Origin of the sequence: Pseudoflavonifractor sp. An187, assembly GCF_002160275.1 — a bacterium.
In the GTDB taxonomy this organism is placed as follows: domain Bacteria; phylum Bacillota; class Clostridia; order Oscillospirales; family Oscillospiraceae; genus Enterenecus; species Enterenecus faecium.
Window position 1 is genome coordinate 17,709 of record NZ_NFKG01000024.1, and the last position, 14,463, is coordinate 32,171.

Below are 14,463 nucleotides of genomic sequence, written 5' to 3' on the forward strand. Positions count from 1 at the left end.
AGTTCATACTCCTCTCTTGTTTTATGTTAGGTGAGGGTTTTGCCCATCAGCTCCACCAGGGGCACCACCTTGTCCATGAGGCGGCGGAACTTCTCGGGGGTCAGGGACTGCTGGCCGTCGCACTTGGCACAGGCGGGGTTGTTGTGCACCTCGATCATCAAACCGTCGGCCCCCACAGCGGCGGCGGCCATGGCCAGGGGCTCCACCATCCAGTACATCCCGGCGGCGTGGGAGGGGTCCACCACGATGGGCAGGTGGCTCATGCGGCGGATGGCGGGAATGGCGGACAGGTCCAGGGTGTTGCGGGTGAAGGTCTCGAAGGTGCGCACCCCTCGCTCGCACAAAATCACGTTTTCATTGCCGGCGGCCATGATGTACTCCGCCGACATGATCCACTCCTCATAGGTGTTGGCCAGGCCTCGCTTGAGCAAAATGGGCTTGGACATCTTGCCCACCTCTTTGAGCAGGTCGAAGTTCTGCATGTTCCGGGCGCCAATCTGCACCATGTCCACCTTTTCCTCGAAGAGCTCGCAGTATTTGGGGCTCATCAGCTCGGTGACGATGGGAAGCCCGGTCTCTGCCTTGGCTTCCAGCAGCAAATCCAGGCCGGGAGTGCCCATGCCCTGGAAGGCGTAGGGGGAGGTGCGGGGCTTGAAAGCGCCGCCCCGCAGCAGGGAGGCCCCGGAGGCCTTCACCGACTGGGCCACGTCAATGATCTGCTCCCGGCTCTCCACCGAGCAGGGCCCGGCGATGACGGTGAATCCACCGCCTCCGATGACGGCGTTGCCAATGCGCACGGCGCTGTCCTCGGGGTGGAACTTCCGGTTGGCCTTCTTGTATGGCTCCTGGACCCGCATCACCCGGTCCACGTCCTGGTGGATGGTGAGTTTGTCCTGGTCAATTTGGGAGGTGTCTCCCACCAGGCCCAGAATGGAGCAGCCCACGCCCTTGGTGATGCTCACCCGCACTTCCGGGTGGTCTGTCTCCAGCTGGTGGGCCAGAGCCTGGATGGTATCTTGTGTGGCAGAGGGCTTCATCACGATAACCATACGTTGTTCATCCTTTCTACTTGTCTCAGCGGCTGGGAAGAGGTCCCCGGTATGCAAAAACGCCCATTGACTGCCAATGCGTCAATGAGCGTCCCATTCCGGTATGTCAGCAGTTGCCCCCACGGGTGTGGGTGCCAAACGCCTCACTCATATGCCACATTGCTCCACGACAAATTTGCCGTACCCGGTAAATCGAGTAAAGCCATAATAAGCCATGAAGTTGTGGGCAGACAGACGGGCCATTGCTGTAAACCTCGTTTCATTCAAGTGAGGCCATTATAGACCACACAGCCAGAAAATGCAAGCCTTTTTTTCTGGTGCGCTAAAGTGAGAAAGATGCAGGGCATTGACAAGGGGGTGGAACCAGGAATAGGATAGCAGCAAAGACCACAGGAGGGAGCACCAACATGGAACATCGCGTAGAATTGCTGGCAGTGGGCACCGAGCTGCTGCTGGGCAACATTTTAAATACCAACGCCCGGGATTTAAGCCAGCTCTTATCTGGGCTGGGCCTCAACGTCTACCACCACACGGTGGTGGGGGACAACCCCGCCCGCCTGACCCAGGCGGTGGAGATTGCCAAGGGCCGGGCAGACATCCTCATCACCACCGGGGGGCTGGGGCCCACCTGCGACGACTTGACCAAAAAGGTGGTGGCGGGGGCCTTTGGACTCCCACTGGAGTTCCACCCCGAGTGTGAGCAGAGCATCCGGGACTACTTTGCCAAGTCCGGGCGCACCATGACAGCCAACAACCTCCAGCAGGCCTATCTGCCAAAGGGGTGCACGGTGCTGGAAAACCGCTGGGGCACCGCCCCGGGCTGTGCCTTCTGCGTGGATGGCGTGCATGTGGTGATGCTCCCCGGCCCGCCCCGGGAGTGTCTGCCCATGTTCCGGGAGGAGGTGACCCCGTATCTGGCCCAGCTCACCCAGGGGGTCATTCACTCCCGCACCCTGCGCATTTTTGGCCTGGGGGAGTCGGGGGTGGAGCAGCTGCTCCGGGACAAGATGAACACCCTGACAAATCCCACCCTGGCCCCCTACGCCAAGGAGGGAGAGGTGGAGCTGCGCATCACCGCCAAGGCGGGGAGCGTGGAGGAAGCCAAAGAGATGATCACCCCGGTGGAGCAAGAGGTCCGGGACATCCTGGGGGACCAGGTCTACGGGGCGAATGTGACTTCCCTGGAGGAAGTGGTGGTGCCCATGCTGGCCAAACAGGGCCTGACCCTGGGTACTGCCGAGAGCTGCACCGGGGGCCTCATTGCCAAGCGGGTCACCGACGTGCCCGGGGCCTCGGCGGTGCTCCAGGGCAGCGTGGTGAGCTACACCAACCAGGTGAAGACAAACGTGCTGGGGGTGTCCCAGGAGGTGCTGGACGCCCAGGGGGCGGTGTGCGCCGAGGTGGCCCGACAGATGGCCCAGGGGGCCCGGAAGGTGCTGGGCTGTGACCTGGCGGTGTCCACCACCGGAGTGGCGGGCCCGGACAGCGACGACCGGGGCAACCCGGTGGGGCTGGTGTATGTGGCGCTGGCCACACCCGAGGGCTGTGAGGCGGTGGAGCTGCACCTGGGTGGCGCTGCCCAGCGCCGGGACCGGGTGCGGACCCTGGCGGCCAATCATGCCCTGGATTTGGTGCGGAAATACTGCCTAAAAATGAATAATGAAGAATGAATAATGAAGAATTGTGGTGTGCCGCGTAGCGGCACGGATTGGAATGGAAAAGGCCCGGCGCCGGGCATTTTGCGAAATAAGAAAAAATGAAGATATACCCGGATAGGTACATCTCCATGGGGCCCCGCAAGGCGGGGCGGCGCGGGTGCGCCGTACAAGTGTTTTCGACTGGGGCGAAAACCTTGGCGCAGCCGGAATTGACTTCCGGCGAGCATAGAAAAAACTCACGGATACCAAAAAAGAAGGTCTGACCAGAGGTCAGGCCTTCTTTTTTGGAGCGAGTGACGAGGCTCGAACTCGCTACCTCCACCTTGGCAAGGTGGCGCTCTACCAGATGAGCTACACTCGCAATGACAAAGGAGATGATACCAGAGGGAAGAGAATTTGTCAAGGGGGGAAATGAAAAAAGTGTGGAGCATGTCGGCCTTGTAGCAACTCCTTAAGTGACCCTTATTATATCTTTGTTGAATTTAAGTGTTTAGAAATAAAAAGTGAGGTAATATCTATATCTGTTGCTAAATATTCGAGCGTAGCATATCTATATTTGCTAGTTATCAGCTAATCTATTACATTGTCTTGGGTGGTTCTATTTTGATCATATATCATCCATTCATGAGTGAATTTAGTCATTAAATTTTTATAACTATATGTAGAATCGCATATAATGAAGACAAATAAGTTTAACAGTATAGGAATTACTATAACTATACCAATCCAAAAATTAAATGATTTTATTACGAAAGGAATGTAATTGATATAAAAAATACAACTGGTTGCAATGCCTAGTAAAAACATTTCATGATTGACGAGCCATGCCAATAGCTTATAAGAAGGTATTTGATTTTCCGTTACTGTACTAGTACCGATTTCAAACTGCATATTCTTTGTTGCAAAAAGCTTCAGAAATGAATTGATATGAGCACTAGCTAATCTATAATAAGAAATTCGAGCTGAAAATGGAATTATCAAAAGAAATGGCACTAAACACACACAACTACTAACTATATTAAGCTCTACCGTTAATGCTACCCCAAGAACAGCTAATACGGCCGTAAATGAAAATGTCAATAAAGCATTTCGCGTTGTATCATAAAACGATAATTTTTGAATCAACTTATCATATTCTTTCTCTGATATTGTGCACATTGGTATAAGAATTCCCCTTTCATAGCTATCTTTATCGTTAATAGTAACATGTAAGTGGGCTTTTGTAAACATGTAGTATACCTTAATATCCAAGTTAAATTCTGAATTGCCTATTCTATTATAGTTTCCATCTTAGTCAGCACTTGCTGGATTAGTAGCATCAGCTCAGTTCCTTCCGGTGTCACACACTGCGTGGTGGCACCCAAAGAAACCAAAAAATGTGATTGGTGCCACTATAGGAAGTATTAACACTCCCGGCGGCGGCAACGCCGCACACCAGGGTGAGGCCCTGGAAACAGAGGCACAGACTCACAGAGAAGGGGCGCTTTCCATAGACTTGCCAGGCTATCTATGTGACCCCACCGGGGCCAGGGCCGACGGTGGGATTGACGCAGTTCCAGCCTCGTACCCCAGGGGGGTACTTAGGGGGGAACGCCCTAAGCGGGTTTTGGTTTCTTTTGCCCGCTCAAAAGAAACCCCCAGCGGGAAGCGTCCCCACCAGGCTGGCAAGCCTGAACTAGGCCTTTTAGAAGAACAACCCCTTGTCAGCCTTGCGGCTGACAGCTCCCTTTACACAAGGGAGCCGATGGAGGAGGGCGAGTTCACCAAGACAAGAAAAATGGAGACTTACCCGAACAGGTACGTCTCCATGGGGCCCCGCAAGGCGGGGCGGCGCAGGTGCGCCGTACAAGTGTTTTCGCCTGAGGCGAAAACCTTGGCGCAGCCGGAATTGACTTCCGGCGAGCATTGAAATAACTTACGGATACCAAAAAAGAAGGCCTGACTTACGTCAGACCTTCTTTTTTGGAGCGAGTGACGAGGCTCGAACCCGCTTCCGTACCCACAAAAGCCCATGGCTTTTGCGGGGCCCCCAACCTCAGATTTCAAGTTAAGGTGGAGGTAGCGAGTTCGCTAAGACAAGAAAAAATGGAGATATACCCAGATAGGCATATCTCCATACTATGGAGCGAGTGACGAGGCTCGAACTCGCTACCTCCACCTTGGCAAGGTGGCGCTCTACCAGATGAGCTACACTCGCGACAACAAAAGGGATGATACCAGATATCATCCCTTTTGTCAACACAAAATTCAAAGTTTCTCGAAAAAACTTTTCCTTATTCCTCCCTGTTTTCCCGACAGGCGGGATAGAGAGAGGTGGACCAGGTGTAGCCCTGATCGGTCATCTGCTGGTCGGTGTACAGCTTCAGGGGCTGGTCCGGGTGGAGGGACTGGGCCAACAGGTGGCGATAGCCGTGGTCGGTGGCCACAATGAGCCATAGGGTGCGGATGGAGTTCTGAGAGCCCAAAACCATGGTGTACTCCATCCCCACCTCTTGCAGCAGGGCCTCCAGGCCCAGCAGCAGCCCCTGGTCGCTGGCCGGCTTGCCGGACAGGGCGTCCAGGGCGGTGAGGGAGCCGGTGGTGGAGGGAGCGGCCACGCTCTGGACCAGGCCGGTGAGCTGTTCCAGGGTGTAGGGGGTCTGGGCGGACTCCTCCAGCAACTGGCCCGCCAGAGTCTCCAGAGATTTGGCGTATTCCTCCAGGTCAATCTGGGTGTCCGGCCAGGTGAGGGTCAGCTCCACAATGCGCTGGGCCCCGGATTCGGGATAGAGAGAAGCGGAGATTTTGGGAGGCTCCAGAGCGGTCTGGGGGTTGCTGTAAAAGGCCAGCCAGAACAGGGATTCCACGGCGGCGGCGTCCCCGGAGAAGTAGCTTACCCGGGAGATGCTCTGGGACTGCCGGGTGGAGATGACCCGGGTCAGTTCGCCCCGTAGCCCGGAAAGGCCCGCCACAGACTGAATGGAGGACACCACCTGGGCGGAGCGGGAGTAGACAATACGCACATCCACCTCATAGTAGGTGAGAATGCGGGTGCTGTCATATTTCATGGAGCGCACCGAGAATACCCCCAGGGGGTCCTCGGTCATGACCTCGTTGCAGGCGCGCTCCAAGTCCGACTCCACGTCCCCGGCGTAGTTGTACAGCCGCAGGGTGCCGCTGGTGGAATGCTGATTGACGAAGTAGAGCAGGGCGTTGACCAGGCCCTGATAGTTCTCCACCCGCAGGATGGAGGAGTCGTCCGTCACCGAGTAGTCCAGGTGGGTGGCGGAGGAGACGTAGCTGCGCTCCAGCATGGCGGTGCAGCCGGACAGGGTGAGGGCGGTGGCAAGGCCCAGGGCCAGCAGTCGTACTTTCATGAGTCTCCCTCCTTTGCCCCAGGTGGGGCGGCTTAGAGTCCGTCGGAGTGATACACCTGGAAGCCCTCGCCCAGCACCTCGTGGGCGTCGCAGACGATGAGGAAGGCGTTGGGGTCCAGGCCCTTCACGGCGGACTTGATGGTGGCGATTTCCCGCTGCTTGAAGGCGCACAGGAGCACCTGCTTTTCCGCCCCGGTGTAGGCGCCCTGGCCGTGGAGGATGGTGACACCCTTGTCCAGGTCCTCCACCAGGGTGCGGCGGATTTCCTCGTTGTGGTCGCTGATGATGTAGGCCACCTTGGCGGTGTCCATGCCGTAGAGCACGCCGTCCAGGGCCAGGGTGGAGATGTACAGGGCCACCAGGCCGTAGAGAGCGGTGTTGATGGTCTGGAAGGACAGGGCCACGGACACCACTACGATCAGGTCCACGGCCAGCAGCAGCTTGCCCATGGGCAGCCACTTGAATACCAGCTTGAGAAGCCGGGCGGCCAGGTCGGTGCCGCCGGTGGTGGCGCCCTGCTGGAACACAAAGCCCAGGGACAGGCCCATGAGCAGGCCGCCGAAGATACAGGCCAGCAGAGGCTCCATGGGCTGCCAGTCATACAGGGGGGTGAGAATGTCAATGAATACCGAGGAGATAAACATGGCGTACAGAGACAGCACCAGCAGCCGCCCGCCAATGAACCTCCAGCCCAGGATAAACAGGGGGATGTTGAGCACGATCACCGTCATACCCACAGGGCAGGCGGGGATGAAGTGGTTGATGATCTGAGCCACGCCGGTGATGCCGCCGAAGGCAATGTTGTTGGGGGCAAAGCACCACACAAAGCCCAGCGCGTAGATGGCGGAGGCGAAGGTGATGACCAGAATGGCCCACAGATTTTTCTTTACATTCATAGCTTCTCCTTGTTACAGCAGAGACAGCTGCGTCTCGCCACGGTCCTCTTCCTTTAGCAGTGCACCGGCAATGGGCAGGGAGCGGGCCCGGTACCGGGGGGCGTTGACAATGGTGGTTTCGCTCAGGGGCTTGGCCCACTCCACCTTGTACTTGGGTTTCAGGGTCATGATGTTCACACCCTGGGTGGAGCGGGTGGACTTGGGGGTGAGGGAGGCGGTGTGGAACACCACGCAGCGCCCCTCGGTGGAGCATACCGCCATTTCGGTGTCCTCGCTGAGTACCAGGGCGGACACCAGGGGAGACTTGTCCGAGTAGGCGGTGGTAAGCTTTTTCCGCCGGGTCTGGGTCTGGTAGGCCCCCAGCTCCACCCGGGCGGCCTTGCCGTTTTCAAAGAAGAAGAGCAGGTGGGCGGAGTAGTCGCCGGGACAGCAGGCCCACACCACCTTTTCCTCTGGGTCCATGCCCAGCTTGGTGGGCAGGTAGTCGCCCAGAATGCTGGCCTTGGAGTCGTCGAAGTCGGACAGGCGGGTCTTGTAGCACTGCTGGCGGTCGGTGAACACCAGCAGCTCGTCCCGGTTGCTCCCCTCCCAGTGCAGGTAGGGGCCGTCCCCCTCCTTGTACTTCTGCTCTCCGCTCATGCGCAGCGACTGGGGGGTGATCTTTTTAAAATACCCCTCCTGGGAGAGAAAGACGTGGACGGGGTAGTCCGGGGCCTCCTGGGCGGCGGCCTTTTCGGCGGAGAGGTTCTCGTACTCGTAGATGATCTCGGTGCGCCGGGGGGTGTCGTACTTCTTCTTCACCTGTTGCAGCTCGGTGATGATGACCTTCTGAATCCGCTTGGGGGAGTTCATCAGGTCGCGCAAGTCCGCAATCTCCTCTTCCAGGGTGGAGACCTCCTCCACCCGCTTGAGGATGTACTCTTTGTTGATGTTGCGCAGCCGGATGTCCGCCACGTACTCGGCCTGAATCTGGTCGATGCCGAACCCAATCATCAGGTTGGGCACCACCTCCGCCTCCTCCTCCGTCTCCCGGATGATGGCGATGGCCTTGTCAATGTCCAGCAGAATCTGCTTCAAACCCCGGAGCAGGTGCAGCTTGTCCTCTTTCTTCTTGCAGATGTGGTAGGTGCGGCGGCGCACGCAGTCCATCCGCCACGCCGTCCACTCGTCCAGAATCTCGCCCACTCCCATCACCCGGGGCATGCCCGCAATGAGGATGTTGAAGTTGCAGGAGAAGCTGTCTTGCAGGGGGGTGAGGGAGAAGAGCTTGGCCATGAGCTTGTCCGGGTCGGTGCCACGCTTGAGGTCAATGGCGATTTTCAGGCCGTCCAGACCCGTCTCGTCTCGCATGTCCGAAATTTCCCGGATTTTCCCCGCCTTGATGAGCTCCGCCACCTTGTCAATGATGGCCTCCACGGTGGTGGAATAGGGGATTTCGGTGACCTCAATGAGGTTTTCACTCTTGGAATAGCTCCACTTGGCCCGCAGCTTCACGCTGCCCCGGCCGGTGCGGTAGATGTCCTCCAGGGCCTTCTGGTCGTAGAGCAGCTGGCCCCCGGTGGAGAAGTCCGGGGCCTTCAAAATGGCCAGCAGGTCCGCCTCCGGGTTCTTCATCCGGGCGATGGCGGCCTCGCACACCTCGCCCAGGTTGAATCCGCACAGGTTGGAGGCCATGCCCACGGCGATGCCCTGGTTGGCTGCCACCAGCACGTTGGGGAAGGTGGTGGGCAGCAGGGTGGGCTCTTGGAGCTTGCCGTCGTAGTTGGGCACAAAGTCCACGGCGTCCTGGTCAATGTCCCGGAACAGCTCCTGGCAGATGGCATCCAGCCGCACCTCGGTGTATCGGGAGGCGGCCCAGGCCATGTCCCGGGAGTACACCTTGCCGAAGTTACCCTTGGAGTCCACCAGGGGGTGGAGCAGGGCCCCGTAGCCCCGGGACAGGCGCACCATGGTGTCGTAGATGGCGGCATCGCCGTGGGGATTGAGCTTCATGGTGGCGCCCACCACGTTGGCGCTCTTGGTGCGGGGGCCCGAGAGCAGCTTCATCTGGTACATGGTGTACAGCAGCTTGCGGTGGCTGGGCTTGAAGCCGTCGATTTCCGGGATGGCCCGGGAGACGATCACCGACATGGCGTAGGGCATGTAGTTCAGCTCCAGGGTCTGGGTGATGGGCTGCTCCAGCACCTGGGCGTGGAGTCCCATGACGTTGGGGTTTGTCTTCTTCTTTGCCCCCTCTGCGGGGGACTTCTTCTTAGCCATTTGATTCCGTCCTTTTATGAAATGTCTGCCATGTCTAAATATTTGTAGCCGTTTTCCGCAATGTGATCTTTGCGGCCCTGGAGGTTGTCCCCCAGCAGCAGGTCGAAGACCTGGGCGGTGCGCTCCACGTCCTCGGGCATGACCTTGATGAGCCGCCGGGTGTCCGGGCTCATGGTGGTCAGCCACATCATGTCCGGCTCGTTCTCACCAAGACCCTTGGACCGCTGCAAGTCGTACTTCTTCTTCTCAACGTCCAGCTGCTGGCAGATCTCTGCCTTCTCCCGGTCGGAGTAGGCAAACCAGGTCTTCTCTTTACAGGTGATCTCGTACAGGGGGGACTCGGCGATGAACACGTATCCCTCTTGGATGAGGGTGGGGGTGAGGCGGTAGAGCATGGTGAGGATGAGGGTGCGAATCTGGAAGCCGTCCACGTCGCCATCGGTACAGATGATGATCTTGTTCCACCGCAGGGCGGACAGGTCGAAGGCGGACAGGTCCTTGACGTGCTTGTCCTTGACCTCCACGCCGCAGCCCATGACCTTCAAAAGGTCGGTGATGATCTCACTTTTGAAGATTTTGGCGTAATCGGCCTTCAAACAGTTGAGAATCTTACCACGAACGGGCATGATGCCCTGGAACTCGGCGTCTCGGCTGAGCTTACAGGCGCCCAGAGCGGAGTCGCCCTCCACGATATACAATTCCCGGCGGGACACGTCCTTGGTGCGGCAGTCCACGAACTTCTGCACCCGGTTGGAGATGTCCACCGAGCCGGACAGCTTCTTTTTGATGCCCAGACGGGTCTTTTCGGCGGTCTCCCGGGAGCGCTTGTTGATGAGCACCTGTCCGGCGATCTTCTCGGCGTCAAAGGGGTTCTCGATGAAGTAGACCTCCAGCTGAGCGCGGAGGAACTCGGTCATGGCCTCCTGGACGAACTTGTTGGTGATGGCCTTTTTGGTCTGGTTTTCGTAGCTGGTCTGGGTGGAGAAGTTGTTGCTCACCAGCACCAGGCAGTCCTGAATGTCCGCCCAGGTGATCTTAGACTCGCTCTTTTGGTACTTGCCGTTTTGCTTGAGCCAGGAATCAATGGCGGAGACAAAGGCGGAGCGCATGGCCTTTTCCGGAGCGCCGCCGTACTCCAGCCAGGAGGAGTTGTGGTAGTGCTCCACCAGATTCACCGTGTTGGAGAAGCAGAAGGACACGGACAGCTTTACCTTATAATCTGCTTTGTCCGCCCGGTCCCGGCCCTTTCGCTCGGTCTGCCAGAACACCGGGGGGGTGAGGGACTGGTCGCCCACCAGCTCGGTGACGTAGTCGATGATGCCGTTTTCGTACTTGAAGTCGGTGGTCTCAAACCGGTTGGCCCCAATCTGGTTGCGCAGCCGGAAAGTGACCGGGGCGTTGACCACCGCCTGACGCTTCAAGGTGTCGGTGTAGTACTCCAGGGGGATGTCGATGTCGGTGAACACGTCCAGGTCGGGCAGCCACCGGAACTTAGAGCCGGTCTTTTTTCGGTCGGCGGGCTCTTTGATCATCTCGCCCACCAGTTCACCCCGCTCAAAGTGGAGGGTGTACTTAAAGCCGTCCCGGTAGATGGTGGCGTCAAAGTAGCGGGAGGCGTACTGGGTGGCGCAGGAGCCCAGGCCGTTGAGGCCCAGGGAGTACTCGTAGTTGTCCCCGTCCCCGTTTTTGTACTTGCCGCCGGCGTACAGCTCGCAGAACACCAGCTCCCAGTTGTACTTGCCCTCCGCCTCGTTCCAGTCCACGGGGCAGCCCCGGCCGAAGTCCTCCACCTCAATGGAGTGGTCCTGGTAGCGGGTGACAATGATCTGGCTGCCGTGGCCCTCTCGTGCCTCGTCGATGGCGTTGGAGAGAATCTCGAACACGGCGTGCTGGCAGCCGTCCAGTCCGTCGGAGCCGAAGATGACTCCGGGGCGCTTGCGCACCCGGTCCGGACCCTTCAGGGAAGATATGGATTGGTTGTCATATGTTGTCTTTACACTGGCTTTTGCCATAGTTGCACCTACTTTTGTATGAGCATATCATTTCATTTTAATTATAGCGCAAGGTTTGGCCCCCGTCAAGGAAGCGGCTTTGCCGCTTCCACTTCTTCACTTTTCACTCTTCACTGGTTCGCGCGTAGGAGTGCAAACAAAACCGCCGCAGCGCTGTGGCTGCGGCGGTTGGAAATGCGTGCATGTTACCGATTTGCTTAGGGGAGGGGATACTGGGCCAGGTACTCCTGGTACAGCTCTTTAAATTCGGGGTCGCTGCGCAGGTCACCCAGGTACTGGTGGGTGTCGTAGCTGTCGTGGTGCAGCTCGATGATGGCGGCGGCCACGTTGGAGCAGTGGTCGGAGATGCGGGCGCAGTCGCCCAGCACGTCGGTGAAGAGCATACCCTGCTCCACACGGCAGGCCCCGTCCTGGAGACGCTTGATGTGGCGGGCCTTCATGTTGGAGCACAGGTGGTCCACCACCTGCTCCATGGGCTCCACCTTCCGGGCCCGCTTGCTGTCGTCGTCGGCGAAGCTCTTGGCGGTCTCCTTGGTGACGGCGGTGACGGCCTTGGCCAGCACCTGCAGCTCCTCCTTGGCGTCCCCGGAGAGCTGATTGTGCTTGTTGTGCATCCGCTGGGCGGAGATCTGGATGCTCTTGGCGTGGTCGCTGATGCGCTCCAGATCGCTGATGGAGTGCAGCAGCAGGGACACGGCGCGGCTGTCATCCACAGACAGGGTCTTGGTGGACAGTTTTACCAGGTAGGAGCCAATCTGGTCCTCGTACTGGTCCAGCTGATCCTCCACCTCGCACACCAGCTTGGCGTCCTCCTCGTTGTAGGAGGTGATGAGGCCCAGGGCACGCTGGACGGAGGTGCTGGCCAGGTTGGCCATGCCGATGGCCAGCTTGTTGCACTGCTCCAGAGCGATGGGAGGAGTGACCAGCAGGCGCTCGTCCAACAGCATGACCTCGGGCTCCTTGGCCTCTTCCTTGATGGTGGCGCAGGCCAGCTTCACCAGCAGCTTGTTGAAGGGCAGCAGGGCCAGGGTGCACACCACGTTGAACACCGTGTGGACCACGGCGATATAGAACTCGTTGATGCTGTCGTTGAGGAAGGGCATGGGGATGAAGACTTGCAGGATAAAGAACAAAATGAGGAAGGTAATGGTACCAATGACGTTGAAATACAGATGAATGAGGGCAGCCCGACGGGCGTTCTTGTTGGCGCCCACCGAGGAGAGCATGGCGGTGACGGTGGTGCCGATGTTCTGGCCCAGGATGATGGGGATGGCGGAGCCAAAGGTCACCACACCCGTGGAGGCCAGGGCCTGCAGGATACCCACAGAGGCAGAGGAGGACTGGATGATGGCGGTGAGAGCCGCGCCAGCCAGCACGCCCAGGATGGGGTTGGAGAACATCAGCAGGATGTTGGTGAACTCAGGTACGTCCTTCAGACCGGCCACAGCCCCGGACATGGTGTCCATGCCGAACATGAGGGTGGCAAAGCCCAGCAGAATGGCGCCGATGTCCCGCTTGCGGTTGTCCTTGAGGAATACATACAGCACCACGCCGATGACGGCCAGAATGGGGGAGAAGGAGGTGGGCTTGAGCAGCTGGATAAAGAAGCTGTCGCCCTGAATGCCGGACAGAGACAGAATCCAGGCCGTCACCGTGGTGCCCACGTTGGCACCCATGATGATACCCACGGCCTGATTGAGCTTCATCACACCGGAGTTGACGAAGCCCACCACCATCACCGTGGTGGCAGAGGAGGACTGAATGATGGCGGTGACCACCAGGCCCAGGAAGAAGCCTTTGATGGGGCTGGAGGTGAGCCGCTCCAGGATGGTTTTGAGCTTGTTGCCCGCTGCTCGCTCCAGTCCATCGCCCATAATGGACATACCAAAGAGGAACAGGGACAGGCCGCCCAACATCGTCAGGACGTCGAATAAATCCATAGTCGCATACCTCAATCTTTTTCTTCAAATTTGGACATAACTGGTCATAGTATAACATACACGTAAACGGAGTGTAAAGAGTGTGTGTCCCAAAAATCTGATACCAGAGCCGCCACTCCTTTCCGTATTATAACCACACCGCCAGCAGAGGAATAATTTTTAATCACTCAAAGAAGTCCCAGGACTTCTTTGAGTGGGGGATTGCATGGCGGATGGGGCTCGATTTCTTGCGAAAAAGTCACCCCGTCCGCCATGAGAGGTGTCATTTCCGATGCACATGTCCCCGGAAATGACGAGATTTCAATGGATTCCGCCACCTGCAGGTGACGGAACTCTGCGAGGCTCCATATTAGGAGAGTTTTTCCGGTCTGGAATAATTTTTATGTATTTCGCTTAAACTGGGAGAGAATCTGGAACAAAAAACCAAAGGAGGATGCCCTATGACGGTGGGAAGAAAACGGGGGAGGAATGTGAGGCTGGAGGAGCGCCGGTGCCTGATGGAGGGGGTGGCCCAGACCCGGGTGCAGCTCAACCAGGCCTATGCCCAGTTCAATTTGCACTCGGACCCGGACCTGGTGGACGCCTGCGTGTATGAGATCAACGCCCTGCGCAGCCGCTACTCCTACCTGGTGCGCCAGGTCAAGCGCCTGGACGCCGCCGACGAGGGGCTGCGATGAGCTGGGGGCTGTGGCTGGGGGTGGCCCTGGGGGCGCTGATGCTGCTGGCGATCTTCCGCCGCCCCCTGCGCCTGCTGGGGAAGCTGGCGGTGCGGTGGGGGGTGGCCATGGCGGTGCTGTGGGGCCTCCAGGGCATCGGGCCCAGCCTGGGGGTGTACCTGGGCTTCAACGCCCTCAACGGCCTGGTGCTGGGGGTGCTGGGAGTTCCAGGATTTGGGCTTCTCATGTTGACACAGTGGGTGTTCCGCTGAGGGGGGCGGGAAAATATCTACAAAATGTCGGTGGAATCGCTGGGAAAGGTGTGGTAGAATAAGGGGCACGGTGGGCGGCCCAGCGCTGCCCCCAGAGACTCCAGATGAGAAAGGCGGGTGGTTTCGGTGCGAAGACGAAACCGCATGGGATATAGAGGATATCAGGGACGGGGCGGCGGCGCCAGCACCTTCCTGAAACTGATCGTGTGTATTTTGGCCATCCTGGTGGTGGGCGGCGGCGGATACCTGCTGGCGTTGAACAACGGCGGGGCGCTGCCCAGCTGGCTGCCCCAGGGTCAGACCACGGACACCCCCCAGACCCCGGCCTCCGACACTCCCACCCAGGAGCCGGACCCCTCCGATTC

11 protein-coding genes and 2 tRNA genes are annotated in these 14,463 nt (G+C 58.5%); 4 read left to right on the forward strand and 9 right to left on the reverse strand.

All coding sequences use genetic code 11. The features are described from left to right. Window positions 1-26 precede the first annotated feature (26 nt). A complete protein-coding gene (aroF, locus tag B5F22_RS09450; protein ID WP_087233778.1) occupies window positions 27-1,049 on the reverse strand; it encodes a 3-deoxy-7-phosphoheptulonate synthase in 1,023 nt (340 codons plus the stop codon). Between the two features lie 407 nt (window positions 1,050-1,456). On the opposite strand from aroF, the gene B5F22_RS09455 reads away from it, so the two are divergent. Next, window positions 1,457-2,719: a competence/damage-inducible protein A gene (locus B5F22_RS09455; RefSeq protein ID WP_087392372.1), complete on the forward strand. Its 1,263-nt coding sequence runs from the start codon at window positions 1,457-1,459 to the stop codon at window positions 2,717-2,719. 273 nt (window positions 2,720-2,992) lie between these two features. Here the strand turns inward: B5F22_RS09455 and B5F22_RS09460 are convergent. From B5F22_RS09460 to B5F22_RS09495, 8 genes are all read right to left on the reverse strand, one after another. Beyond that, window positions 2,993-3,068: transfer RNA gene (locus B5F22_RS09460), tRNA-Gly, on the reverse strand. A 209-nt stretch (window positions 3,069-3,277) separates the two neighbouring features. Continuing rightward, on the reverse strand, window positions 3,278-3,958 hold the full coding sequence (locus tag B5F22_RS12055; RefSeq protein WP_143482227.1) for a hypothetical protein: 681 nt from the start codon (window positions 3,956-3,958) through the stop codon (window positions 3,278-3,280). An 870-nt stretch (window positions 3,959-4,828) separates the two neighbouring features. Further along, window positions 4,829-4,904: transfer RNA gene (locus B5F22_RS09470), tRNA-Gly, on the reverse strand. Between the two features lie 76 nt (window positions 4,905-4,980). Next, a complete protein-coding gene (locus tag B5F22_RS09475) occupies window positions 4,981-6,063 on the reverse strand; it encodes a hypothetical protein (RefSeq protein ID WP_087392374.1) in 1,083 nt (360 codons plus the stop codon). Between the two features lie 32 nt (window positions 6,064-6,095). Next, window positions 6,096-6,959 carry a YitT family protein gene (locus tag B5F22_RS09480; RefSeq protein WP_087392375.1) on the reverse strand — a complete coding sequence of 288 codons (864 nt, stop codon included), beginning with the start codon at window positions 6,957-6,959 and terminating at the stop codon, window positions 6,096-6,098. 12 nt (window positions 6,960-6,971) lie between these two features. After that, window positions 6,972-9,218, reverse strand: coding sequence for a DNA gyrase subunit A (locus B5F22_RS09485; protein WP_087392376.1), 2,247 nt, complete (start codon window positions 9,216-9,218; stop codon window positions 6,972-6,974). Window positions 9,219-9,232: 14 nt separating this feature from the next. Then, window positions 9,233-11,230 (reverse strand): toprim domain-containing protein, encoded by a 1,998-nt coding sequence (locus B5F22_RS09490; RefSeq protein WP_087392377.1) that lies wholly within the window; start codon window positions 11,228-11,230, stop codon window positions 9,233-9,235. 197 nt (window positions 11,231-11,427) lie between these two features. Continuing rightward, window positions 11,428-13,170 carry a Na/Pi cotransporter family protein gene (locus B5F22_RS09495; RefSeq protein ID WP_087233761.1) on the reverse strand — a complete coding sequence of 581 codons (1,743 nt, stop codon included), beginning with the start codon at window positions 13,168-13,170 and terminating at the stop codon, window positions 11,428-11,430. Between the two features lie 440 nt (window positions 13,171-13,610). Between B5F22_RS09495 and B5F22_RS09500 the strand changes: the two genes are divergently transcribed. The 3 genes from B5F22_RS09500 to B5F22_RS09510 form a co-directional block, all read left to right on the forward strand. Beyond that, window positions 13,611-13,847, forward strand: a complete 237-nt coding sequence (locus tag B5F22_RS09500; protein WP_087233758.1) for a DUF2508 family protein — start codon at window positions 13,611-13,613, stop codon at window positions 13,845-13,847. After that, window positions 13,844-14,098, forward strand: a complete 255-nt coding sequence (locus tag B5F22_RS09505; protein WP_087233755.1) for a pro-sigmaK processing inhibitor BofA family protein — start codon at window positions 13,844-13,846, stop codon at window positions 14,096-14,098. The genes B5F22_RS09500 and B5F22_RS09505 overlap by 4 nt, the downstream gene beginning before the upstream one ends. A gap of 144 nt (window positions 14,099-14,242) precedes the next feature. Next, a partial coding sequence (locus B5F22_RS09510) for a hypothetical protein (RefSeq protein WP_204210577.1) occupies window positions 14,243-14,463 on the forward strand: 221 nt, incomplete at its 3' end.